This window comes from Devosia sp. Micro-HW1 (assembly GCF_056341075.1).
Window position 1 is genome coordinate 150,497 of the sequence record NZ_CP094375.1, and the last position, 23,179, is coordinate 173,675.

Annotated in this window: 21 protein-coding genes; 10 read left to right on the top strand and 11 right to left on the bottom strand. The window is 64.0% G+C overall.

Annotated elements, in window-relative coordinates; all coding sequences use genetic code 11:
• Window positions 1–209: 209 nt before the first annotated feature.
• Entirely contained in the window at window positions 210–1,442 is a 1,233-nt protein-coding gene (locus MQW79_RS00685) for an MFS transporter (protein ID WP_476586222.1), read from the top strand.
• Between the two features lie 127 nt (window positions 1,443–1,569).
• Here MQW79_RS00685 and rsmA read toward each other — a convergent pair whose 3' ends face one another.
• From rsmA to MQW79_RS00710, 5 genes are all read right to left on the bottom strand, one after another.
• Window positions 1,570–2,412, bottom strand: coding sequence for a 16S rRNA (adenine(1518)-N(6)/adenine(1519)-N(6))-dimethyltransferase RsmA (gene rsmA, locus MQW79_RS00690; RefSeq protein ID WP_476586224.1), 843 nt, complete (start codon window positions 2,410–2,412; stop codon window positions 1,570–1,572).
• Window positions 2,409–3,410: a 4-hydroxythreonine-4-phosphate dehydrogenase PdxA gene (gene pdxA, locus MQW79_RS00695; protein ID WP_476586225.1), complete on the bottom strand. Its 1,002-nt coding sequence runs from the start codon at window positions 3,408–3,410 to the stop codon at window positions 2,409–2,411. The genes rsmA and pdxA overlap by 4 nt, the downstream gene beginning before the upstream one ends.
• Before the next feature lie 89 nt (window positions 3,411–3,499).
• Window positions 3,500–4,390: a peptidylprolyl isomerase gene (locus MQW79_RS00700; protein WP_476586226.1), complete on the bottom strand. Its 891-nt coding sequence runs from the start codon at window positions 4,388–4,390 to the stop codon at window positions 3,500–3,502.
• Window positions 4,391–4,548: 158 nt separating this feature from the next.
• A complete protein-coding gene (locus MQW79_RS00705; RefSeq protein ID WP_476586227.1) occupies window positions 4,549–5,622 on the bottom strand; it encodes an LptF/LptG family permease in 1,074 nt (357 codons plus the stop codon).
• Window positions 5,619–6,686, bottom strand: coding sequence for an LptF/LptG family permease (locus tag MQW79_RS00710; RefSeq protein ID WP_476586229.1), 1,068 nt, complete (start codon window positions 6,684–6,686; stop codon window positions 5,619–5,621). Before MQW79_RS00710 ends, MQW79_RS00705 begins: the two co-directional genes overlap by 4 nt.
• A 290-nt stretch (window positions 6,687–6,976) precedes the next feature.
• On the opposite strand from MQW79_RS00710, the gene MQW79_RS00715 reads away from it, so the two are divergent.
• The 3 genes from MQW79_RS00715 to MQW79_RS00725 are packed head-to-tail and all read left to right on the top strand — an operon-like array spanning window position 6,977 to window position 9,720.
• Complete coding sequence (locus MQW79_RS00715) at window positions 6,977–8,644, top strand: SulP family inorganic anion transporter (protein ID WP_476586231.1); 1,668 nt, start codon at window positions 6,977–6,979, stop codon at window positions 8,642–8,644.
• A 9-nt stretch (window positions 8,645–8,653) separates the two neighbouring features.
• Entirely contained in the window at window positions 8,654–9,106 is a 453-nt protein-coding gene (locus MQW79_RS00720) for a DNA polymerase III subunit chi (protein ID WP_476586232.1), read from the top strand.
• Window positions 9,103–9,720 carry a DUF6198 family protein gene (locus MQW79_RS00725; protein ID WP_476586233.1) on the top strand — a complete coding sequence of 206 codons (618 nt, stop codon included), beginning with the start codon at window positions 9,103–9,105 and terminating at the stop codon, window positions 9,718–9,720. The genes MQW79_RS00720 and MQW79_RS00725 overlap by 4 nt, the downstream gene beginning before the upstream one ends.
• Window positions 9,721–9,756: 36 nt before the next feature.
• On the opposite strand, the gene MQW79_RS00730 is transcribed toward MQW79_RS00725, so the two are convergent.
• From MQW79_RS00730 to MQW79_RS00745, 4 genes are all read right to left on the bottom strand, one after another.
• A complete protein-coding gene (locus MQW79_RS00730; protein ID WP_476586235.1) occupies window positions 9,757–10,668 on the bottom strand; it encodes an ABC transporter substrate-binding protein in 912 nt (303 codons plus the stop codon).
• A 70-nt stretch (window positions 10,669–10,738) separates the two neighbouring features.
• Window positions 10,739–11,560, bottom strand: a complete 822-nt coding sequence (locus tag MQW79_RS00735; RefSeq protein ID WP_476586236.1) for a DUF4344 domain-containing metallopeptidase — start codon at window positions 11,558–11,560, stop codon at window positions 10,739–10,741.
• A gap of 51 nt (window positions 11,561–11,611) precedes the next feature.
• Entirely contained in the window at window positions 11,612–12,415 is an 804-nt protein-coding gene (locus MQW79_RS00740) for a DUF4344 domain-containing metallopeptidase (RefSeq protein WP_476586237.1), read from the bottom strand.
• A 144-nt stretch (window positions 12,416–12,559) separates the two neighbouring features.
• Window positions 12,560–14,431 carry an ABC-F family ATP-binding cassette domain-containing protein gene (locus MQW79_RS00745; protein ID WP_476586238.1) on the bottom strand — a complete coding sequence of 624 codons (1,872 nt, stop codon included), beginning with the start codon at window positions 14,429–14,431 and terminating at the stop codon, window positions 12,560–12,562.
• A 191-nt stretch (window positions 14,432–14,622) separates the two neighbouring features.
• Here MQW79_RS00745 and MQW79_RS00750 point away from each other — a divergent pair, with 191 nt between their 5' ends.
• From MQW79_RS00750 to MQW79_RS00760, 3 genes are all read left to right on the top strand, one after another.
• Window positions 14,623–15,054 (top strand): hypothetical protein, encoded by a 432-nt coding sequence (locus tag MQW79_RS00750; RefSeq protein ID WP_476586239.1) that lies wholly within the window; start codon window positions 14,623–14,625, stop codon window positions 15,052–15,054.
• Between the two features lie 250 nt (window positions 15,055–15,304).
• Window positions 15,305–15,727, top strand: a complete 423-nt coding sequence (gene ndk / locus MQW79_RS00755) for a nucleoside-diphosphate kinase (protein ID WP_476586240.1) — start codon at window positions 15,305–15,307, stop codon at window positions 15,725–15,727.
• A 297-nt stretch (window positions 15,728–16,024) separates the two neighbouring features.
• Complete coding sequence (locus MQW79_RS00760; protein ID WP_476586241.1) at window positions 16,025–17,929, top strand: DEAD/DEAH box helicase; 1,905 nt, start codon at window positions 16,025–16,027, stop codon at window positions 17,927–17,929.
• Window positions 17,930–17,933: 4 nt separating this feature from the next.
• Here the strand turns inward: MQW79_RS00760 and MQW79_RS00765 are convergent, their stop codons facing one another.
• Window positions 17,934–19,136, bottom strand: coding sequence for an MFS transporter (locus tag MQW79_RS00765; protein WP_476586242.1), 1,203 nt, complete (start codon window positions 19,134–19,136; stop codon window positions 17,934–17,936).
• Between the two features lie 218 nt (window positions 19,137–19,354).
• Between MQW79_RS00765 and MQW79_RS00770 the strand changes: the two genes are divergently transcribed.
• On the top strand, window positions 19,355–19,684 hold the full coding sequence (locus MQW79_RS00770) for a DUF718 domain-containing protein (protein ID WP_476586243.1): 330 nt from the start codon (window positions 19,355–19,357) through the stop codon (window positions 19,682–19,684).
• Window positions 19,685–19,686: 2 nt separating this feature from the next.
• Here MQW79_RS00770 and MQW79_RS00775 read toward each other — a convergent pair whose 3' ends face one another.
• Window positions 19,687–20,292 (bottom strand): MarR family winged helix-turn-helix transcriptional regulator, encoded by a 606-nt coding sequence (locus MQW79_RS00775; protein ID WP_476586244.1) that lies wholly within the window; start codon window positions 20,290–20,292, stop codon window positions 19,687–19,689.
• 145 nt (window positions 20,293–20,437) lie between these two features.
• Here MQW79_RS00775 and MQW79_RS00780 point away from each other — a divergent pair, with 145 nt between their 5' ends.
• Both MQW79_RS00780 and MQW79_RS00785 read left to right on the top strand, forming a co-directional pair.
• Entirely contained in the window at window positions 20,438–22,021 is a 1,584-nt protein-coding gene (locus MQW79_RS00780) for an MDR family MFS transporter (RefSeq protein ID WP_476586245.1), read from the top strand.
• A gap of 418 nt (window positions 22,022–22,439) precedes the next feature.
• Window positions 22,440–23,030 carry a hypothetical protein gene (locus MQW79_RS00785; RefSeq protein WP_476586246.1) on the top strand — a complete coding sequence of 197 codons (591 nt, stop codon included), beginning with the start codon at window positions 22,440–22,442 and terminating at the stop codon, window positions 23,028–23,030.
• The last annotated feature ends 149 nt before the right edge of the window (window positions 23,031–23,179 follow it).

Here is a 23,179-nt window from a genome sequence, read left to right on the forward strand (position 1 = left end):
AGTGTTGGACGTCACCCCACCCTCATTCCCTCCCCATCGAGGGGAGGGAGGCGCAGGCACCAGCCGCCAGTGTCCATCGTCTCCCTCCCCCTTGTGGGCTTCGAACCGTGCCGAAGGACCAATCTCTCCAGTGGAGAGATTGGAGGAGAGAAGGACCAAGGGTGGGGGTGTTCCTTCTCCGCTTGTAAGAGAGGGATGAGGTGGGCCCCATGACCCCACCCCCAGCCATCCGCCGCGGCACACCCGAATTCCTCCGCGCCAACATTGCCTTTTTCCTCTCCGCCTTCTCCGTTTTCGCCTCGCTCTATTCGGTCCAGCCGCTGCTGCCCATGTTTGCGCAATACTGGGTGCGCGATGCTGGCACGGCCTCTCTCGCCCTTTCGGCAACCACGGCTACCATGGCCTTCGCCCTCATTCCCGCCAGCATGCTCGCCGACCGGCTCGGGCGCCGCCGCCTTATCGTCGGCGCGCTGCTCACCACAGCCATTCTGGGCATGTTGCTACCCTTCACCCAGGTCTGGTGGCAGCTCATCACCCTGCGCACGCTGATGGGCCTCAGCCTCGCCGGCATCCCCGCCGTGGCCATGGTCTATCTCTCCGAGGAAATGGAGCCCGACGCCCTAGGCTATTCCATGGGCCTCTATATCGGCGGCACGGCCCTCGGCGGCATGGCCGGCCGTGTCATTTCCGGCGTGCTTTCCGATTTTCTCGGCTGGCGCCTGGGCACCGGCATTCTCGCCGGCCTCATCCTCTGCGCCGCCATCGCAGTCGCCGTGCTGTTGCCGAAGCCGCGCCAGTTTGTGCGCGATCCCATCGGCCTGCCGGAGCTCTGGCGTCGCTGCCGCGCCAGCTTCGACGATGCGGCGCTGCCCTGGCTATTCGCCGCGTCCTTCCTGCTCATGGGCAGTTTCGTGACGGTCTACAATTATGCCGGCTTCCGTCTGGCCCTGCCGCCCTTCGCCCTTAGCCATTCGGCCATCGCGGCCATCTTCCTCGTCTATCTGCTGGGCAGCCTGAGTTCGACCTGGGCTGGTGCGCTGTCGCAGCGCCTCGGGCGTCGCAAGGTGTTCTGGGCCCTCGTCGCGCTGATGGGTGCGGGCATGGCTGTCACCCTCATCGACAACACCATCGCGATCATTTTCGGCCTTGCCGTCGCAACCATGGGTTTCTTTGCCGCACATGGCGTCGCCAGTGCCTGGGTCACCCGCCGCGCTCGCACCGGCAAGGCGCAGGCATCGGCCATGTATCTCGTGGCTTATTACCTCGGCGCCTCGATCCTCGGCACGCTGGGCGGATACGCCTGGACCGCCTGGACCTGGCCCGGCGTCATGCTCGTCTGCGGCGGCGCCGCGCTGCTGGCGCTGCTGGTGGCGATCCGGCTGGTGTTTGTTAAGCCGTTGGCAAAACCCGAAGTTTCGGTCCTTGCGCCTCCCTCCCCTTGAGGGGGAGGGACTGAGGGTGGGGTGAGCAATGCTCGGGGGTGCTGTGCTTTGTCGTCACCCCACCCAGCTGCGCTAAGGCCTATCGGCCAAGCTACGCTGCCCTCCCCCCTAGGGGAGGGAGAAAGAGCTACCGCAGCCCCGGCAGTGCCCGCGCCATGGCGAGGAACGCCTCGATGGGCAAATCCTCGGCCCGCTCGTCGCCCTTGAGCCCGGCCGCCGCCAGCAGGCCCTCCACCGGCACCCCCAGCGACTTGAGTGACTGCCGCACCATTTTCCGCCTTTGCCCGAAGGCGGCCTTGGTCACCTGCTCCACCAGTTTCACCGGCAGGCCTTCCTCCACAGGCTTGGGCACGAGATGCACCACGGCCGAGGTCACGTTGGGCGGCGGCACGAAGGCCTGCCGTCCCACATTGAAGGCGATGCGCGCATCCGTGCGCCAGCCGGCGAGCACGCCAAGGCGCCCATAGGCATCATCGCCGGGCCTGGCCACGATCCGCTCGGCCACTTCGCGCTGGAACATCAGCGTCATGCTCTCGAAAAAGGGCGGCCAGGGCTCTATGGTCAGCCAGCCGGTCAGCAGCTGCGTCCCGATATTATAGGGCAGGTTGGCGACCATTCGCGTCGGCCCGTCCGCCAGCAGCCGGTAGTCCATTTCCATGGCATCGCCGCCGATGACCGTCAGCCGCCCGGGATAGGCTTCGGCCACCTCGGCCAGCGCCGGCAGGGCGCGCGCATCGCGCTCGATGGCGACAACTTCGCGGGCCCCCTCTGCAAGCAGGGCGCGCGTCAACCCGCCAGGGCCGGGACCAACCTCGATCACCCGCACGCCCTCGAGCGACCCGCCGACCCGGGCGATCCGCGCCGTCAGGTTGAGGTCGAGCAGGAAGTTCTGCCCCAGCTCCTTCTTGGCCCGGAGGCCATGGGTCGCGATGACGTCGCGCAGCGGGGGGAGGTTATCGATCTGGCTCATGGCTTTGGCATCGTCATTTGGTCCGCCATGGCAATGGCCGCAGCGAAGCTGGAAGAAGAAGCCTTGCCGGTGCCGGCAAGGCTGAAGGCGGTGCCATGGTCAGGCGAGGTGCGCACAATGGGCAGGCCCAGCGTCACATTCACCCCGGCGTCGAACGCCACCGTCTTGATCGGGATCAGCGCCTGGTCGTGATACATGGCCAGAACCGCATCATACTGCCGCCAGTGCGGCGGATAGAACAGGGTGTCGCCGGGCAGGGGACCGATGGCGTCGATCCCTTCGGCCTGGGCGCGTGCGATGGCCGGCGCAATGATCTCGATATCCTCGCGCCCGATCGAACCGCCTTCGCCCGCATGCGGATTGAGCCCCGCCACCGCAATTCGCGGCGCCGCGATGTGGAAGCGCCGCCGCAGGTCATCCGCCATTACGCGCAAAGTCTCGACGATGAGGTCCGCCGTAATGAGCCCGGGCACATCCCTGATCGGCACATGAATGGTCAGCGGCACTGTGCGGAGGTCCTCATGGGCCAGCATCATCACCGGCAAGGGCGACTGGCCATTGCTGGCGCAGAGTTCTGCCAGATATTCGGTGTGCCCCGGATGTCTGAATCCGGCCTGGTAGAGCGCGCCCTTGTGGATGGGGGCCGTCACCACGGCCCGGCAATCGGCGCGCAAGGTGGCTGCAACAGCCTGGGCAATGGCTTCGATGACGACCGGCGCTGCGCCTTCGTCCGGAGTGCCCGGCTGGTCGCCGACAGTCCCGGCAATATGATGCACGGGCAGGGCGCGCGGAAACACCGTCGCGGCCGAGCCCGGCGAGGCTTCCTCAACGGCAATGTCGAGCCCCAGCCGCAAGGCGCGAGCCCGCAGAAAACCCACATGGCCGAACACCAGGAATGGCGGCAGGGCACGCTCGGTCCGCTGCGCGTAGAGCGCGAGCAGCAGGTCCGGCCCGATGCCGGCCGGTTCGCCCATGGTCACCGCCAAAGGTGCAGACATACTGGTCCCCAAAGAAAGACGGCCGCTATTGCGGCCGCCTGAATACCCGATCATGGGCCGATGGTCACGGGCGCTCGCCGCCCCCGGCCTTACTGATAGATGATCTTGGCCTGGCTGCGCAGGGTCTTGAGATAGTTTGCGGCTTCGCCTTCCATGGCGCTGCCACCAGCTTCCTCGCGCAGGCCACCCTTGACGAAGGTCAGGTCCTGGGCCTGCACCTTTTCGCACACGGCCAGCATCGAAAGCCCGCTTTCGACAGCACGCGGCTTGGTGATGCCGCCGACATTGAGGCCTGCCAGTTCCTTGGCCAGTGCATCCGGCAGCTGGGTGGCATGACGACGGCCGACATCGACGACGGCAACGTCATTATAGGCCAGCGAGAGTTCCACGGCCGTGCCGCAGCCGGCAAAGCTCGAGCGATACTGGTTGGCCTGGCCCGAACGGCCGCCGCCGCCCACGAACACCACTTCCTTGAGGATGTAGTCGAAGGTCTGGAAATCGGCGATCTGGCTGGCAGCCTGCTGGTCGAGTTCCAGTTCCGAAACCTGTACCTGCGGCGCGACTGCGCTCTGCACCACGCCATTCCAGGCAATGGCCGCACGCAGGCGATCCTGCAGCGTGGTGCCGCTCACGCCGCCCTGAAGCAGCATTTCCTGGAGCCTGTCGCGGCTGACATTGAGGTTGCGTGAAATCTGCAGGAAGGCTTCGTCGACCTGCGAATTGGAGACGTTGATCCCCAGGCGGCGCGCTTCCTGAAGCTGCACGGCTTCGTCGATGAGCTGTTCGAGCGCACCGTTGCGGCCGGTATTGTTGCCTTCCATGCGGAACAGGCGCAGACGCTGATCGACCTGCAGGTCGCTGATCGGCTCGCCATTCACCGTGACGACAGTCGCCGCCATGGCCGGGGCTGCGGCCGTGAAGGTCAGGGCCAGGCCGATGAACATGGCGCCACAGGCGCGCCGGAGGTCTGCAAGGGTCATTGTCGGATCCGCTTCTTGAGTAACGCCTTCAATGGGGCGTTGTGGCCACGCTGTCAATTGGTCGATGAATGCGGCCAAAATCCGATCTCCGGCGGGGCCCGCCGCTCTTCTCCTCCCCCTTCTCCAGGGGGAGGCCGGGTGGGGGTGCTCGTATACCCTCAGTTCCAGCCATCTTCCTGGCGCAGCAGCACGGTCACGCCGATGACGATGGCCACGATCGCCGGCCCCACAGCCGCGAAGAACGGATTGAGCACGCCCGTCGTGCCCGCGCGGTCTGCCATTTCGGTGATAACGAAGACGATAAATCCCAGCGTGATCCCGTAGAGCACTGCGGGCCCGAACTGGGTGCGCCGGCTGTAGCCAGCGGTAAAGGCGAAGGCGATCATCAGCGATCCGGTCAGCACCAGCGGCAGGGCGAGCAGCTTGATCACGCGCATGGCCGTGGCGGCGCGAACGCTGGGGTCGCTGACGCCCCGTTGCAGCAGGCGCGCCAGCTCGAAGAAAGTCATATCCTCGGTCGAGGACAGTTTCAGGCTGATTTCGGCAGCCGTCGAGGTTGTAGGCACCCTGATATTGACGAGGTAGCGCGGCGGCCCGTCCGGCGTGCGGGCAGTCGCGGTCGGGAAGACCCAGTTCCCGCCCTCCAGCGTCGCTTCGGGTGCTTCGAGACGCGGGATTTCCGAAGCTTCCAGGTCGAACAGGATGACATCGCCCAGCGTCGAGCCGCCCTGGCTCATGCTGCGGGCCATCAGAATGTAGTTGGCGCCATCGCCATGTTGCTCCAGCCAGATCTCGCCGGCCGGGGTCAGCTGTGCTGCCTGCCCCGGCGGGGTCGGGGCGAGGTCACGATTGATCTGCGTGCTGAGCGTTTCGGCGCCCAGCGCGATGACAAGGCTGACTGCCGCCAGCACCAGGACCGGGGCTCGCAAGACCCGCCAGATCGAAATGCCGCTCGATTTGATGACGGTCAGCTCATGCCGGACCTTGAGGTCGACAAGGCCAAGGATCGCGCCCATCAGCACGGTCACCGGCAGGGTTTTGATGGTCCAGCGCACCGCACTCATCGCCACCATCAGAATGGCCATGTGTGTGCCGCGCTGACCGGCCACGAAATTGAAGCGCCACGTATCGAGCGACTCCACCAGCGCGATCAGCCCGTAGAAGATGAACACCGTCGCAGCGATGCGGCTGGCGAGGCGCGCCAATACGACCCGGTCGATCCGGCTGATCATGCGATGACCCCCGGTTGGGGCCGGCGCGGCCACATGCGCCACGCAAGCACCGCCAGGGCGAGGGCCGTCAGGATGATGGCTCCGGTGCCGACACCGAAGGGGCTGTAGGCGCTGATCCCGCGCTCCCCGAAGGCCACCAGCATGACTATGGCTTCCAGCGGCAGCTTCACCCGGGTGCGGTTGCCGCTCGGGAAGCCGGCGATCCCCACGACCAGCAGGACCAGTCCGATCACCCGCAGCGCCTCTGCCGAGCGGTCGAGCAGCCGCTTCACGACGCCGGCCTCCCAGCCATTGGAGAAACCGCGCTGGATCAGGGCAGCACTGTCCATCTCGGCCAACGCATCGACATAGAGCGTCTGCTGGGCAAGGCTTTGCACGCTGACGTCATAACGGGTGAACCGGATCTCCGAATAGCGGCCGTCGGCCTCGAGATACTGCAAGGTGCCGTTGTTGAGCTCGAGCACGAAGTCGTCGCCCACGCCGCGCACCCAGGCAGACTCGGCGATATAGGTGCGGCGGGTGGCCGGGTCCCGGCGGTCGTCAGCAAAGAAACTGGTGATCTCGCCCCCATCGGCGCGTCCGCCGATCAGCAGGATCACGCCCGGCGTCACCTGTGTGAATCGGTTCGGCTTGAGCGTCGAACTCACGAGGTCGGCCGCCACGGCCGCCGAAAGCTGGTTGAGTTGCCGATAGGCCAGCGGTTCTACGAAATGAGCGAACAGCATCACCATGGCCACGGCCCCGCCACCGGTCACCGCCGCCGCCCGCCACAGGCTGGCAAGACCGTGGCTGGTGTGAATGATGTGCAGCTCGTGGCTGGTTTGCAGCGCCGTCAATGCGCGCACCACGCCAATGCCCACGCAGATGTAGAAAAAGCTCAGGGCCAGCGGCGGCATCGAGTACAGCGCCTGCACCGCCAGTGTGCCGAAGCCCTGGCCCTTGACCGAGACGACGTCGAAAGAGCGCAGGCAATTGACCAGCCAGAGCAGGAAACACACGATCCCGAACAGGATCAGTGCGTCCGTGGCAAACAGCCGTGTCAGATACCGCGTCAGTCGTCTCATGCGAAATGGGGAGCCAGTCTGCCAAGGGGCCAGGATGAGTCGGCGCGCACCTTGCGGCAGTTCGCGCCCTGGCACAATCGTTCACGCGCAACTCGTTCAAGTGGGGCGCCGTACATTTTCCTGAGCATACTGGCACTTCGCCGTCAGCGCGCGCCCCAGATGCCGGATGCGACGCTCTGGCGCAAAACTGCAGGGACAGGTGCAGTGCCCATGGTCGCAAACCATCGCCTTCCACGCAACCTGGATCGACCGCTCGCTCCCGCCCACACGGCAGAGCAGGGAGCTTGCCTATGAGCGCCGACACCCAGCAAGGACGGTGGCTGCTTCCGACGATGCAGGGCTATGAACGCGCCTCGATTGGCCGCGATGTGCTTGCGGGCCTTTCGGCCGGCGCCGTGGTCATCCCGCAGGCCATGGCCTATGCGACCATTGCCAACCTTCCGGTGCAGGCGGGGCTCTATACCTGCATTGTGCCCATGCTGGTCTATGCCCTGCTCGGCGGATCGCGGTCCATGAGCGTGTCGACCACGTCCACCATCGCCACTCTGACGGCTACGACACTTGTCTCTGCCGGCGTCACCGCCGGGTCCGATGACATTCCGCACGATCTCATCACCCTGACGCTGCTCGTTGGGCTCATCCTGCTGGCCGCGCGGCTGCTGCGGTTGGGCTCGATCATCCAGATCATCAATCGGCCGACCATTGTCGGCGTCCAGGTCGGCGTGGGCGCAACGGTCGCCATGGGACAATTGCCCAAGCTCATGGGCGAAAATCTCGAACCCTCGGGAGAAGGTTTTCTGCGCTCGCTCAATGCCGTTATCGGCGCGCTGCCTTCGGCCAATCTTCCCACGGTGCTGCTCTCCGGGTTTTCGATTGCCGCTCTCCTCCTGTCCAGGCGCTTCTATCCAAAGCTGCCGGCGCCGCTACTGGTCGTTGCAGCGGGGATACTGCTCGCGGCAACCGGCCTGCCTCAGGCCGCCGGCATCGGACTCATCGCCCCGGTTCCGCAGGGCTTTCCGCTGCCGGGCCTGCCATCCATCGACCATATCGCGGCCCTGCTGCCCGGCGCCTTTGCCATATCGGTCATGGCATTTCTTGAATCCGCAGCCGTGGCGCGGGGCATGCGCGATCCGGGCGACCCACCGGTCGACGCCAATCGCGAACTGTTCGCGACCTCGGCGGCCAATCTGGTCGGGTCGGTCTTTTCCACCATTCCTGCTGCCGGCGGCTTCTCCCAGAGCGCGGTCAACAAGAATGCCGGCGCCCGCTCGCAGCTCTCTTCCATCGTAACGGCGGCGCTGGCGGTCATGGTGGGGCTGTTTTTCGGACCGGTCCTGTCGCTGATGCCTGTTGCGACACTGGCGTCGCTGGTTTTCGTCGCTGTCGTCGGCCTGATTGACATCAAGGCGATTGCCACCCTGTGGCGCATTTCGCGGCGTGACTTCTGGATCGCAATGCTCACCTCAGTCATCGGCATGACGGCGGGTCTGCTCACAGCCGTCGCTGTCGGCGTGGCGGCTACGCTGATCCTTGTGCTCAAGGCGCTGGCACGGGTGGATGTCAGCGGCGAACGCCTTGGTCCGGTGTTCATCGCCCGGCTTGGCGGTCCGCTCTACACGGCCAATGCCGAGTCGACCGAACAGGAAATCCTGGTTCAGGTGGCAGCAGAGCCGGGGGTGCGCGTTGTGGTGGTTGATGCGACCGCGCAGAGGGACGTTTCGGTCACGGTCCTGGAGGCGTTTGCCGATCTCGATCGCGAACTGGCGGCCAGGGATATCGAGCTCAGGATTGCCGCTTTGGCGGGCGATGCCGTCGCCGTCGCCGCCCGCGACCCCTGGTTCGCGGCGCTGGTGGCGGGGGGGCGTTCCTTCCCCTCGGTTCGGGACGCGTTGAGCGCTCCGCTGCCGCATGACGCATCCGCATCTGACGCTCTGGTGAAAACCGCCGGCCGCAGCTAGTTTGGCCCCATGGCCGAAGTCCTTTTCTATCATCTCGAAACCCGTCCGCTCGAAGCGGTCATGCCCTTGCTGCTCGAAAAGACGCTGGAGCGCGGCTGGCGGGCCGTGGTCGAAGTCGGCTCGCGCGAGCGCGCCGAGGCCATCGACGCCCATCTCTGGTCCTTTCGCGAGGACAGTTTTCTGCCCCATGGCCTGGCCGGCGACGAACTCGACGCCCTGCAGCCGGTGCTGATCACCACGGAGCAGGATAATCCCAATGGCGCTGACGTCCGCTTTTTCGCCGATGGCGCGGTGCCGCAATCGGGCGAGGGCTATGTGCGCCTGGTCTACCTGTTCTCCGGCCACGATCCCGATGCCGTGGCCGCCGCCCGCGACGCGTGGCGCGCGCTACGGGGTAGCAACACGCTCACCTACTGGCAGCAGGACCAGAATGGCCGCTGGGAGAAGAAGGCAGAGGCATGACCCCCGACCTTTCCACGCCCAGCCGTCACCTGCTGCACGAGGACATATTCGCGATCTTCATCGGCACCATGCTGGTGTCGCTCGGCATCGCCTTCTACACGGAAGCACAATTGACCACCGGCAGCAGCGCCGGCCTCGCTTTGCTGCTCCAATATATGACCGGCATTTCTTTCGGCTGGCTGTTCTTCGCCATCAACCTGCCATTCTACCTGCTGGCCTATCTGCGCATGGGCCTGCCCTTCACGGCAAAGACCGTGGCCAGCGTGGCGCTGGTCTCGTATTTTTCCGGGCAGATTTCGGGCTGGATCGGCATTGACCAGATCAATCCGCTCTTCGCGGCGCTGGTCGGCGGCGGCCTGATCGGCCTGGGCATTCTCTCGCTCTTCCGTCACAAGGCCAGCGTTGGCGGCATCAATATCCTGTCGCTCTACCTGCAGGAGAATTTCGGCATCCGCGCCGGCTATTTCCAGCTCGGCGTCGACGCGGTGATCCTCGTCATCGCCTTCTTCGTCCTGCCGCTGGACCGGGTGATCTACTCGATCCTGGGTGCTCTGGTGCTCAACATGATCGTCGCGCTCAACCACCGGCCCGGGCGCTATGTCGGCTTCAGTTGAAGAAACGGCGCGCCCCGCAGGACGCGCCGCAACGGATCAGGCGATCTTGCCGTAGAGTTCGTCGATGAACCTGGCGACCTGGACGGCCGAATAGATGCTGCCATAGTTGATATTGCCGTTGGAGGCGACGAGGGCGCCATTGGCAACGGCGGGCAGGCGGGTCCAGAGTTCCTGGCTGTCGAGCAGGCTGGCCTGCTCGGGTGCAGTAGTGGCCAACAGGATGCCGTCGACCTCACCCAGCACGTCGCCGAAGGACTCGGCCGGCGTTTCGCCGGCGTCATACTTCTGGTCGGCCCCGGGCGGGATGGTCCTGGCGCCCAGGTCCGCCAGAACCTGCGTCTGCAGCATCATCGAGCCGTTCATCACATAGAGCACGCCTTCGGCCGGCTGCACGCTGACCACGGTCCTGGTGCTGAGCTTGTCGCCGTGCTTCGCCTTGATCTCGGCGATCAGCGCGTCATATTCGGCAATGGCATCCTCGCCCGCGCCCTCGTGGCCCAGCAGCGTCGCCAGTTCGCGGAACGCCTCCTTCCACGGCTGGTCATTGGCGGTGGGAACGACCGGCGCGATTTCCCGCAGCTTGTTGGCCGGCCACCAGACACTGTCCGGATCATAGCCGGCGCAGATGATGAGGTCCGGGTCAGAAGCCAGCACCTGTTCGATATTGATCTCGGAGCCGTAGAATTCGAGCCCCTCGGGCACCGGAACCCAGCTGCCGGGCTTGGAATGTCCGTAGCCGACGACGGGAAGACCCAGGGCCAGGGCCGGCTGCAGGTCCAGGCGCGAGTCGATGGTGACGACGCGCTGCGGATTGGCCGGAATGTCATAGGTGCCGTACTTGGTGGTGACGGTGCGCACCTCCTGGCCGAAAGCGATGCTCGGCAGGCCCGCGGCGAGGCCGAGGGCGGTACCGCCCAGGGTAAAGGTACGACGGCTGATCTTGGTCATGTCTGACGCTCCAAAAGGGATGCCCGTTTCTGGAGCGTCATAACATGACTGTCAAGATCAGCTTAAACGATCAGTTGGCCGTGTCGCCCCAGCCGATGATGTCGTAGAGGTACATGTAGTACATGTGCTCGGCCAGTTCGTAGCAGTAGATCACCTCGCTGGCGCTGGGGTCGTAGAAGGCGTTCGGCTCGCCGCACTGGGTGGCGCGGATGGTCACCGGCCCCGGCAGGTCGAAGCTCATGTCCACCGTCTCTGCCACATATTCGAGCAGCTGATAGTCCTTCAGCGACTGCGCGAAGTCCTCATAGTCGCCGGCCTCCTCATAGACCACCTCGACCCCGGCACCTTCGTCATCCTCGCTCAGATGCGGCTCCAGCAGCGCCATCCACGAGCTGAATGCCTGCTCATAGGTATAGCCGCACGCTTCCTGCTGTTCGCTGTCCATCTCATAGGCGTCAGCCGTCTCGCCGAATACATCCATGTCCTTGCCCACCATCAGGCAGACCATGGCATAGGCGCGCTGGATATCGAGGCTGTGGTCCGAATAGTAGGAGAAGTCTTCAACGCCCGAACCGGTGGAGTTGACCGCATTGTAATACCAGCCGTCAGCGGCATTGATCAGCGCGTCATAGCTGTCCTCGGATTGGTCGAATTCCAGCAGCCAGATGGTTGCCCAGGCGTCGACCGCGTCTTCCTCCTTGCCCAGCACCGGTAGCCCGAGTTCGCCCACGAGCAGGTGGCCGACCTCGTGGTACATGGTGAATGCCGCGTCATGCATGGCAAAGGTCATGGCTTCTGCCAGCACCTGGTCGTCATCCTGCGCAAGGGCTGGTGCCGCGCCAAGGCTCAGGCACAACAAAGCGGCGGTCAGAACCGCCTTGATCGTCTTCATGAAAAGTCCCCCAGGGGCGGGAGGCGCCCGCCCAATCCCGGCCTTCAGCGCTCAGCGGCTACGATACGGCAAGTCATCGACATAGAGCTGCATGAATTCCTCCATCAGCTCATAGCAGAAGATCACCTCGGTTGTGGAGGCATCATAATAGGCATTGGCCTCGCCGCAGCGCCGCGCCGTGAACTTGACCCGGCCATTGATCTTGTGGCCTTGCCGCACTTCTTCGGCCACGTCGTCGAAGATGCCGCTGCCGCGCAACACCCGCTCCGCCAGCCGCAGCCGCGCGCCGCCATCGTGATAGGTGACGTCGACCCGTGTTCCGGTTCCGGTATCACCAAGCAGACGGTCGAGCGTCTGGTCCATCAGCTCGTAGTCGTAAAAGCAGGTCTGCTGCCGTTCCTCGGGAATGTCATAGGCGCGCGCCATGCGACGGAAGGCGGCGCCGTCTGCACCTACCATCAGGCAGGCAATCTGCATGGCCCTATGCCGGTCGGGGCTGTAGCCCGAAACATAGTCCTGCCCCGCGAAATAGTCGTCATAGCTGAGGCCCGTAAGGACCCAGCCATCCACGGCGTCTTCCAATGCCTGGTTGGCATCGGGCGTCTTCTTTTCGAGCAGCATCCAGGTGGCGATATTGTCCGCTGCATCCTCTTCCTTGCCCAGAACCGGCAGGCCAAGTCTGTCGATCAGCAGATGCGCCACTTCATGATAGAGCGTGAACAACCCGTTGTTGACGGCAAAGCGCAGCGTATCGGCGCGCTCCTGCTTGCTGAGGCCGCTCAAATCCTGCGCCATGGCGGGCAGGGGGCTCAGGGTCATAAGAGCGGTCAGGATCAAGGCGGGCAGGCGGGTCATTCGGGCCTCGCTTGTTTTGCCACAGCAAAGGCCAGCCAGCCGACACAGTCAACAGAACAGTGGAGAACAGTGGCAGGAATGGTGAAGCGAAGCTGTCGCAACACGGTTCCGCCCTTGGAGGTGACCCGGCGAACCCGGCCTCCCCTAAACCCTTTCCGCCTCTTCGAGCTCCGCGCTCAGCTCCAGCCAGCTTTCTTCCAGCGCCTCAAGGTCTCCGGCGAACCTTGCCTTGTCCTTGCCCAGCGCGATCAGCTTGTCCGGCGGTCCGTTGTAAACCCTCGGGTCGGCCAGTTGCGCCTCGATCTTGTCGATTTCGGTCTTGAGGCGCCCCATCTTGTTTTCGGCATCGCTGATCTTCTTTTTCAGTGGCGCCAGTTCCGCCCGGCGGGCTGCCGCTTCCTGGCGCGACTGCTTGCGGTCGTCGCCATTGGCAGCGCCCTTGCCCGGCTTGTCCTTGCTGGAGGTAATGTTGCGCTGGTAGCTGTCGAGGTCCTCGTCCAGCTCGCGGATCGTGCCATTCTCGGCGATCCACAGCGTGTCGCAGGTCGCCTCGATCAGGTGTCGGTCGTGGCTGATGATCAGTACCGCACCCTGATAATCATTGAGCGCATAGACCAGCGCGTCGCGGCTATCGATATCGAGATGGTTGGTCGGTTCGTCGAGGATCATCATCGACGGCCCGCCAAAGGTAATGAGACCCATCAACAGGCGTGCGCGCTCGCCACCACTGAGGTTCTTGGCCTTGGTGTCCATGCGGCTGGTGGTCAGGCCCATCTGGGCCAGCCGGCTCCGCCGCTTGGTTTCGTTGTCGAGCGGCATAAGCTCGGCCACATGCTCCAGCGGCGTCTGCTCAGGCTTGAGCTTGTCCATCTGGTGCTGGGCAAAATGGGCAATCTCGAGCTTCTTGTTGATCTTGAGACTGCCATCGATGATGGGAATGTCGCCCGCCAGGAGCTTGGCAAAGGTCGACTTGCCGTTACCATTGACGCCGATCAGCGCTATGCGCGCATCGGGGTCGATGCGCTGGGTCACATTGCGCAGGATCACCTTGTCGCCATAGCCCGTGGACACTTTGTCCAGCGTGATCATCGGCGTCGGCAATTCAACCTTGGGCTGCTGGAACTGGAACGGCGCCGCATGCTCGTCGAACATGGCCTCGGGCGGTCGCAGCTTTTCGATCATCTTCACGCGCGCTTGCGCCTGCTTGGCCTTGGTCGCCTTGGCCTTGAACCGGTCGACGAACTTCTGCAGATGCGCGATCTGGTCCAGCGTCTTCTCGCGCTGCTTGTTGTTGAGCTCCATCTGCATGCGACGGGTGCTCTCGAACGTGTCGTAATTGCCTTTGTAGAAGGTCAGCTTCTTGTGCTCGAGATGCACGATGGCATTGACCGCCTTGTTCAGGAGGTCACGGTCGTGGCTGATCAGGAACACCGTATAGGGATAGGTGGCCAGGTATTTTTCCAGCCACAGCGTGCCTTCAAGGTCGAGATAGTTGGTCGGCTCGTCGAGCAGCAGCAGGTCGGGCTGGCTGAACAGCACCGCCGCCAGCGCCACGCGCATCCTCCAGCCGCCCGACAATTCCCGCGTCGGGGCATTCTGCCGGTCATGCTCGAAGCCAAGACCCTTCAGAATGGACGAGGCGCGTGCCTCGGCCGTATGCGCATCGATGTCGGCCAGCCGCATATGGATGTCGCCGATCCGATGCGGGTCGGTTGCGGTTTCGGCCTCTTTCAGCAGCGCCGTGCGCTCCTTGTCGGCCGCCAGCACGACCTCTAGCACGGTCTCCTCGCCGGCCGGCGCTTCCTGCGCCACCGCGCCGATCCGCGCCTTCTTGTTCACTTCGATCGAGCCGCTATCGGCCGCGATATGGCCCTGGATCAGGTGAAACAGCGTGGTCTTGCCCGTGCCATTCTTGCCGACAAAGCCGGCCTTGACCCCGTCGGGCAGCACAAGGGCTGCGTCTTCCAGCAGCACGCGGCCCTGGATGCGATAGGTCAGGTTATTGATGTTCAACATGGCTCAGGTCTTTTTCGCGCTGGCGTCGGACCCCGCACGCGCCTGATGGGGCAGGGGACGCAAAATTCGTTGCCCCGGACTTAGGTCCTTGTCGCCGATAAGGCAACCGGCGTCATCCTGTCGCCGGAATTGGTCCGCATCCAAAGCGGGCGGGGCGCATTGATTTATCCGTATCATCGAGAGGAATTTTCATGACTGCCAAGCCATTTGCCTTCGCCCTCGCTGCCACCCTGGTTGCCCTGTCACTACCTGCTATGGCGCAGGACAAGACCAAGCCCGCCGAAGCCGCGCCGGCACCCGCCGAAACCTCTGGCGAGGCGCAGCCTCTCAACGACCTGGATGCCACGCGCATCAATCCCAACCAGATCACCATCGAGTTCGATTATACTGGCGGCGCCTGCGAGGAGGTTGGACCCGCCGAAGTGGGCGAGCTGGTCGATGGCACGCTGGCCGTGACCTTCCCGACCATTTCCACCGCCGAAGTCTGCACCATGCAGGCGGTCGAGATTGAAGTCGAGCAGACCATCCAGGCCGAGCACATCGTGTCGCGTATCGACGTCAGCCTGACCGCGCCGGACGGGCGCGTAATCGGCGCCGGCTCCACCGACGTCGACCACGACTGAGCCTTTTCACCTCTCCCTTTGGGGGAGAGGTCGGCGCGAAGCGCCGGGTGAGGGGGCCTTCGCCCGAACCACCGGCCCGCCCTCGGGCCAGACCCGAGGGCCACTGTCCACATTGCACATGTCGCAACTGGCCCTCGGGTCTGGCCCAAGGGCGGTTCGGTGTTTGTAGCGAACCACCCCCGTCTTGCGCCCGTCAAACTCTCCCGCTAAAAGGCCCCACCTTTTCCAAGCTAATGCAGGATTTCTCGCCATGGCGATCGAACGCACCTTCTCCATCATCAAGCCCGACGCCGTCCGCCGTAACCTGATCGGCAAGATCCTGACCAAGTTCGAGGAAGCCGGTCTGCGCCCGATCGCCCTCAAGAAGATCCACATGACGCGCGCGCAGGCCGAAGGCTTCTACGCGGTCCACAAGGAACGCCCCTTCTTTGGCGAACTGGTCGAGCAGATGATCGCCTCGCCGGTCGTCGTTCAGGTCCTGGAAGGCGAGAACGCCATCCTCGCCAACCGCGAAATCATGGGCGCCACCAACCCGGCCAACGCCGCTGAAGGCACCATCCGCAAGGAATTCGCCCTTTCCGTCGGCGAAAACTCTGTCCACGGTTCCGACGCTCCGGAAACCGCCGCCCAGGAAATCAAGTTCTTCTTCTCGGACGAAGAACTGGTTGGGTAAGCCCCGACGGCCGGCTCTAGCCGGCCGGCAAATCGCTCCGGTGGAGCGATTTGAGGGGATTACGCCCTGAGCCTTGCGAAGGGCCGGGCCGCCTTCTCCTCACGCACCAAACACCAGGCCGCCCGCCGGGCGGCCTTTTTGCTTGATCGTGCTATACTGCATCGACAAGGCCGATGCTCCCTCGCGAAACGCGGGAGCCACACACCACCAATTGCCCTTTTTGAGCGAAGATGTCCCGGAGTTCTGGGAGTGGACGTCGCGCTTGCCGGGGGCCGTTCCGCTTCATGAAAGCCCCTGATGTCACTGCCCGAAAATATCATCGCCCCCATCGCCGCCGCCCTTACCGCGAAAGGCTATGAAAGCCTCACCCCGGTTCAGGCCGCCGTCATCGAAGACGAGGCCGATGGCCGCGATCTTCTCGTCTCCGCCCAGACCGGCTCCGGCAAGACCGTGGCCTTCGGCATGGCCATCGCGCCGACGCTGCTTGGCGATGACCTGATCCTGCCCCCTCCCGGCGCGCCGCTGGCCCTGGTCATCGCTCCGACCCGCGAACTGGCCATGCAGGTCCGTCGCGAGCTCGATTGGCTCTATGCCAGCATGCATGCCCAGACCGCTGCCGGTGTCGGCGGCATGGACCAGCGCACCGAGCGCCGTGCCCTCGAACGTGGCGCCCATATTGTCGTCGGCACCCCCGGTCGCCTGCGTGACCACATCACCCGCGGTGCCCTCGACATGTCGGCCCTGCGCGCCGTCGTCCTCGACGAGGCCGACGAAATGCTCGATCTCGGCTTCCGCGAAGACCTCGAATTCATCCTCGACGCTGCTCCCGAGGATCGCCGTACCCTGCTGTTCTCCGCCACGGTTCCCAAGCAGATCGCGGAACTGGCAAAGACCTTCCAGAAGGACGCACTGCGCATCACCGCCGCCAGTTCCGGCCAGCAGCACGCCGACATCGAATACAAGCTGATGTCGGTGCCCGCTGCCGAGCGCGAAAATGCCGTCATCAACACGCTGCTCTGGTACGAGAGCACCAACACCATCGTCTTCGCCTCGACCCGCGAAGCGGTAAAGCACCTGTCGGCGCGCCTTCACAATCGCGGCTTTGACGTCGTGACCCTGTCGGGCGAGCTGAGCCAGGCCGAGCGCACCAGTGCGCTCCAGTCCATGCGTGATGGCCGCGCCCGCATCTGCGTTGCCACCGACGTCGCCGCCCGCGGCATCGACCTGCCCAATCTCGACCTGGTCATCCACGCCGATCTGCCGATGAACGCCGAAACCCTTCTGCACCGCTCGGGCCGCACCGGCCGCGCCGGTCGCAAGGGCACCTGTGTGGTCATCTCGCCGGCCCATCGCAAGCGCGTCGCCCAGTCGATCCTGCGCACCGCAAAGATCGAAGCCGAGAACATTGCGCCGCCGACCGCCGAGGCCATCGACGCGCGCTATCGCGAGAGCATCCTCACCAATGCGCTTCTGAGCGACGCGATCACTGATGACGAGAGGGATAGTGTTAGCAGTCTGCTAGCAAATTGGGCCCCCGAGGCATTGGCCGCCGCCTACCTGCGCCTGCAGCTCGCTGCCCGCCCGGTTCCCGAGGAAGTCACTGCAATTGCTGATGATTTCGGCGACCGCACCCCGCGCACCCGCGAAGCCTTTGCCGGCGGCTCCTGGTTCAAGGTCAATCTCGGCCGCAAGCAGCGCGCCGAGCCCCGCTGGCTCCTGCCGATGATCTGCAAGGCTGGTGGCGTTACCAAGCAAGCCATTGGTTCCATTCGCATTTTCGATACCGAGACGATCTTCGAAATCGCCGCAGACAAGGTCGACAGCTTCCTGCGCAATGTCGGCGCCAACGGCACCGGCGAAAAGGGCGTCCATATCAATGCGGTAGACGGTCCCGGAGAGCGTTCCGAGCGTCCGGCGCCGAAGCGTCGCCCGCCCGGCCCGCCGGAAAAGTACGATCCGATGAAGCCGCGGCCGGAAAAGGCGGATCGCAAGGAACGCTACAGCAAGCCGAAGTCCGATGGCTTCGACAGCTTCATGGAAACCCCGCGTCCCCCCCGCGAGGCCAAGGCCCCCAAGCCTTACGCCGCCAAGGAAAAGACCTTCTCCAAGGACAAGGGCAAGCCCAAGTGGTCAAAGCCCGCCGCTGAAGGCGAAGCGCGTCCGCCAAGGAAGAAGGACCACAAGAAGTCCCGCGCGGAATAGGGGCTCAGGCCGGCTTCAGCCGGCCCAGCCGCGGCAGGTTTCCCACCACAAGGACGCCTGCACCAGAGAGCGACAGCACCGCCGCGACAAGCAGCGCAAAGCGATAGTCGCCGTTCGCCGCCAGCACGCCAAAAGCCCCGGCGCCCAGCAATTGGGCGCCGATGGCCACAATGTCCATGAGCGAGGTGGACAGGCCCACCCGCCCCTTGATGGCGTCCTGCACATAGGCAATGTTGATGCTCATCAGCGCCGCGGTCCCCAGCCCGTTGAGCACGAGCAGCCAGAACAGCGCGCTGACGCTGGTCAACTGGCTGGCGAGTCCCATGAAGATGGCCATGACCACGCCTGCGCCGGCCAGCAACGTTTCCTTACTCACCCGCGTCGTCAGCCAGGCCAGCATGAGCATGAACGGCGCTTCGGTGGCCGCCGTGATCCCGGCATAGAGCCCTACATCGGTGATGGATCCGCGCAGATCCGTGACGATGAACAGCGCCATGGTCAGCGTCATGAGCCTGATGGCCCCCGTCATCACGATGAGCCCGGCAAGGCCTGCCAGGGCGCCCGGCTTCAATTCGAACACCGAAAGCCACGAAGCCCCTTCGGCCCGCTTTGGTGCCGGCATCTGTACAGCCGTGCCCTTGTCGGTCATCAGCAGGGCAAAGACCCCCGCGACGGCGACGTAGCTCAGCGACGAGGCGAGATAGACGTCGAAAATGCTGAACTCCGCCGCCACCCAGCCGGCCAGAGGCGGCACGACGATCCAGGCGACCGTGAACACCGTCCGCAGGGTGGTGACCATGAAGTCCACGCGATCGGGCTGATACTTGAGGTAGTAGACCCGGAGATAGCCAAAACTCTGCCCATAGCTGGCCCCGCCAAAGGGCATGATGACGCCCATCGCCAGCGCAAAGCTCCACTGCGAGGGGAAGAAGTAGATCAGCCCATGCGCCAGGATACCGGCCATCGCTGTGATCAGCACCAGCAGGCGCCGGTCGGGCAGCTTGTCCGACAGGTAGCCGAGGCCGAGCGAGACAAATGTGCCAAGGATCGCGCCACAGCTCATGATCGCGGCGAAGAAACCCGGCGACATGCCCAGCGTGTCCACGCCCACCAGCGAGGCATAGGGCATGGTCGCGGCATAGGTGACGCCGGAAAAGAACATGCTGGTGCCCAATAGGGCCGTGACCGGCAAGCGCGCTTGCGTCATGGATCGCCTCCTCCCCGAGGCGGCACGACTGCTAACGCGAGCACACTGTATTGTCTAACAAATGCTGTTCATGGGGGTCATCACGCAAACGCGTAGGACGGGCGGGCAGGAACCTTGCTTGCGTCAGCATCGCTGCTGGGATCGGCCGCGCCGCGGCGGTAGAATGCGCGCTCCGCGTCGGCCTGCGTGGGCCCGACCGACCAGCAAGGGAGGCCTCCATGACGGCCTATAATATCGTTCGTATGCGGGTAAAGCCGGGCTTTGAGGAGAAGTTCGTCTCTCATCATGACGATCTGATGGGCGAGGTTGGACAGGAACTGCGCCGCGCCGGCCTGCGCCGGTTCACCCTCGTCAAGACCGGCGAACGCGACTTCTGTGTCCTGGGCGAATGGAATGCCTTCGACAGCATCGTTGCCGGCCGCCCCGCCATGATCAAGTCTCTGGATGGATTGCGGCCCATGCTGGAGGATCTGGGCGGCGGCATGGGCGTCACCGATCCTGTATCGGGCCCCGCCGTCGCAGAATATGACGTGCAGGCCGCGCTCTGACCTCACGCCGTCTGCTTGGACGGCGCGTCGGCCGCAAGCCCCCGCGCCAGCACTGCAATCTCGGTGGCGTGTTTTTCCGTGGAAGGGTCGATACCGTCAATCCATGTGGCGAAACGCTTGAGCATCGGGATGAAGGCTGCCAGCTCTGTCTTGTCCCATTCGGACAGGAAGTCCCCAAGGATCAGGAACTTGTAGGCGCGCACTGCCTCCACCACGGCCTGACCGCGCTCGGTCAGCTCGATAATGGTGCGGCGGGCATCGGCCTGGCTCACGGCCCGGCGCGCATAGCCTTGTTCCACCATTTCGCTCACCAGCCGGCTCGCGCGCGATGGATCGATATTGAGCCGTTCGGCCACTGTGGACACCATCACCTCGTCCGGTGACGTATCGGGGTCGCCCAGATGTCCAACGATGACCGAGAGCACATCGAACTGGGCGAGATCGATTCCCACCTTGAGATCCTGCAGGGCCCTTGTGCCCAATTCGCGCTTCATGGCGCGGCGGCGCCATTTCTGCATGGCCCAGTCAATATCCATCACCGCCTCCGCCGTTTCGGGGTCGATGCCTGCTTGGGCGAGCAGGGCGCTGTGTTGGGTCTTGTCGCTCAAGGGCATGGCAGCCACCGCAGTTTTGCATGCTACTCACAATTGCATGCTATTGACATGTAATTGCTAGCGGCACATGTATGCGCTCAGAATGAATTTCGCAAGTGTCGGCATTTTGCGCCGCCCTGCACCCCGAAGGAATGCCCCAATGTCCCAATCCATTCAACCGGCGGAAACGTCGGATGATCCTTCTACAAAGCTGGTAATTGGCGCCGTCGCCGTCACTCTCCTGCTCTCCTCCCTTGGCCAGACCATTGTGTCCACCGCCGTACCCTCGATTGTTGGGCAGCTCGGAGGTCTCGATCACCTCACCTGGGTGGTCATCGCCTATCTCCTCAGCTCCACCGTGGTTGCGCCGATCTATGGCAAGCTCGGTGATCTCTTTGGCCGCAAGATCGTTCTGCAGGTTGCCATCGTCATCTTCCTCGTCGGTACGACGCTGTCGGCCATGGCCACCAGCATGACCTTCCTCATCGTGGCCCGCGCCATTCAGGGGCTCGGCGGAGGGGGCCTTATGGTTGTCGCCATGACAGTGGTGGCCGACGTCATCCCGCCGCGTCAGCGAGGCAAGGTCCAGGGCCTGTTCGGCGCCATCTTCGGCGTTGCCACCGTGGTCGGCCCCTTGCTGGGCGGCTTCATCGTCGAGCATTTCTCCTGGCAGTGGATTTTCCTCATCAACCTGCCGCTGGGCGTGCTGGCACTCGTCGTCATTGCCGTAGCGCTCAAGCCGCGTGGGGAACGCGTGAGGCATTCGATCGACTATGCCGGCTTCGTCCTGCTCTCGGGCGGCCTCACGGCATTCGTCCTGGCGACCTCGCTGGGTGGCACGACTTTTGAGTGGTTGTCGGTGGAGATCATCGGGCTCATTGCCCTGGCAGCAGCCATGCTAGCCGGCTTCATCTGGGTTGAATCCCGTGCCGCCGAGCCGGTCCTGCCGCTGAGCCTGTTCGCCAGCAATACCTTTTCGGTGACCAGCGCCGTCGGCTTCCTTGTGGGCATGGCCATGTTCGGCTCGATCACCTTCCTGCCCATGTATCTGCAGCTGGCCAAGGGCGTATCGCCCACGGAGTCGGCCTTGCAGCTTGTTCCGATGATGGTGGGCATGATCGGCATGTCGATGGCCTCGGGTTTCGTTATGACCCGCACGGGTCGCTACAAGATCCCGCCGCAGGTCTCGACCCTCGTCCTCGCTATTGGCTGCGTCCTCCTGGCCACCATGCAGCTCGATACGCCCTCGTGGCAGATCGCCGTCTACATGTTCCTGGTGGGGGCCGGCATCGGTCCGGTGAACAGCGTCAGCGTCACCGCCACCCAGAATGCCGTGCCGCGTGCCGTGGTCGGCGCGGCCACCGCCGGCAATACCCTTTTCCGCCAGATTGGCGGCTCCATCGGCGTGTCGGTGTTCGGCGCCATCTTCTCCAGTGGCCTTGCATCGCGGCTTGCCGAAGTCATGCCTGCAGGGTCTGAGGCGAACACGGGCTCGTTCAGCGCCCAGGCCGTTGCCGCTCTGCCCGAACCGGTGCGCAACGTCGTGCTGGAGGCTTTTGCCAGCGCCTTGCATCCGGTCTTCTTCGTTGCAGCCGGCGTGTCCATCATCGCCTTTGGCCTGACCTTCTTCCTCGAAGAGCTGCCCCTGGCCACATCGCTCCGCAAGGAGCCCGAGGCCGAGATCGACGCTGAAGAAGCCGTCGCGGCCGCCGCCGTCGGCGCCCCGGTTGCGGCAACACGCTAGTCGTCCTGCGGCCCGCCCATCGGGTGCAGAATTTGACCCTGAGGAGCGCGCCGGTCAAAAAACGGTGCGCTCTGCTTTATCTTTCCCACTGGCCGCAATTGGACCAATTCTCTGCGCCATAAGCTGGCGCCAACCCATGTCGACTGGAAATAGTTCATATTTTTCAGCCGCTTGGACTTTTGGCCGGAATCGATCTGCCAGCACCTTGAACCGCTTTGACAGAGGCTTGAATCAAACTGTGAGGTGGCGGAGATGCAACACTGGCATCGTCTGCTCCCGAACGCCTGACTTATGGCGAAGTTGTGAATGGCCAAATCAATTTGTTTGCTTAGTCTGATCCCGTAAATCTGCCGATCTGCGTCACCGGCCCCGCACCTTGGAGAACAGCAACGTGCCCTTGCGTTGGCAGGAAGTGGCATTGCCACTCGTGACGATTACCGTACTGATCCTTCTCAAATACATTCCCGCCACTGCTCACCTGCCGCTTTCGCGCGCAGCGGGTGTTGTCGCGTTCGGCTACGCAGCTTTCCTGGCCCTGCGCCTTGTCCAGCCCGAAGACGCGATCATGGTGGAGGGCGGCTGGGCCGAGTTGCGCCCCTCCATGGTCGAATATTTCGCCTGCTACGGCGCTGCCGCGCTGGCGGCCATCCTGCTTTTCGCCGTGGTGTTCATGGGATCGGTCGTCGACACGACTCAGCTGATCGCCACCTACCTCGCCGTGTTGCTGCTGACCGGCGGCTCCATCGGCATTGGCATGGCGGGTCTCTTCACCAGCACCTCCTGGGACCACCGTCAGGTCAAGCATCGCAGTGCCCTGGGCCGGGAAACGACGCTCGATTGGTCCGATGTGCGTTCGGTCCGTCCCAACTGGCGCGGCGTGACGATCTCGGGCACAACGGGCCGCATTACCTTCAGTCAGTTCCATGGCGGCGCGGCGCAGCTGGCCAAGCACGCCAGCAACCGTGCCCGCCGCAACTCCGAAACCGCCACCAAGGCGTTTGCGATCTAGGTTGCGATCTAGATGCAAAACGCCGTGCCGTCCTCGGGCGTGACCCGAGGACCTCTCTCCGCAACCACTGCGTTGAAAATGGCCCTCGGATCACGTCCGAGGGCGGTCTGGTGAAAGCCTTTCGGCCCGTGTACCAATCGGCCAATTCC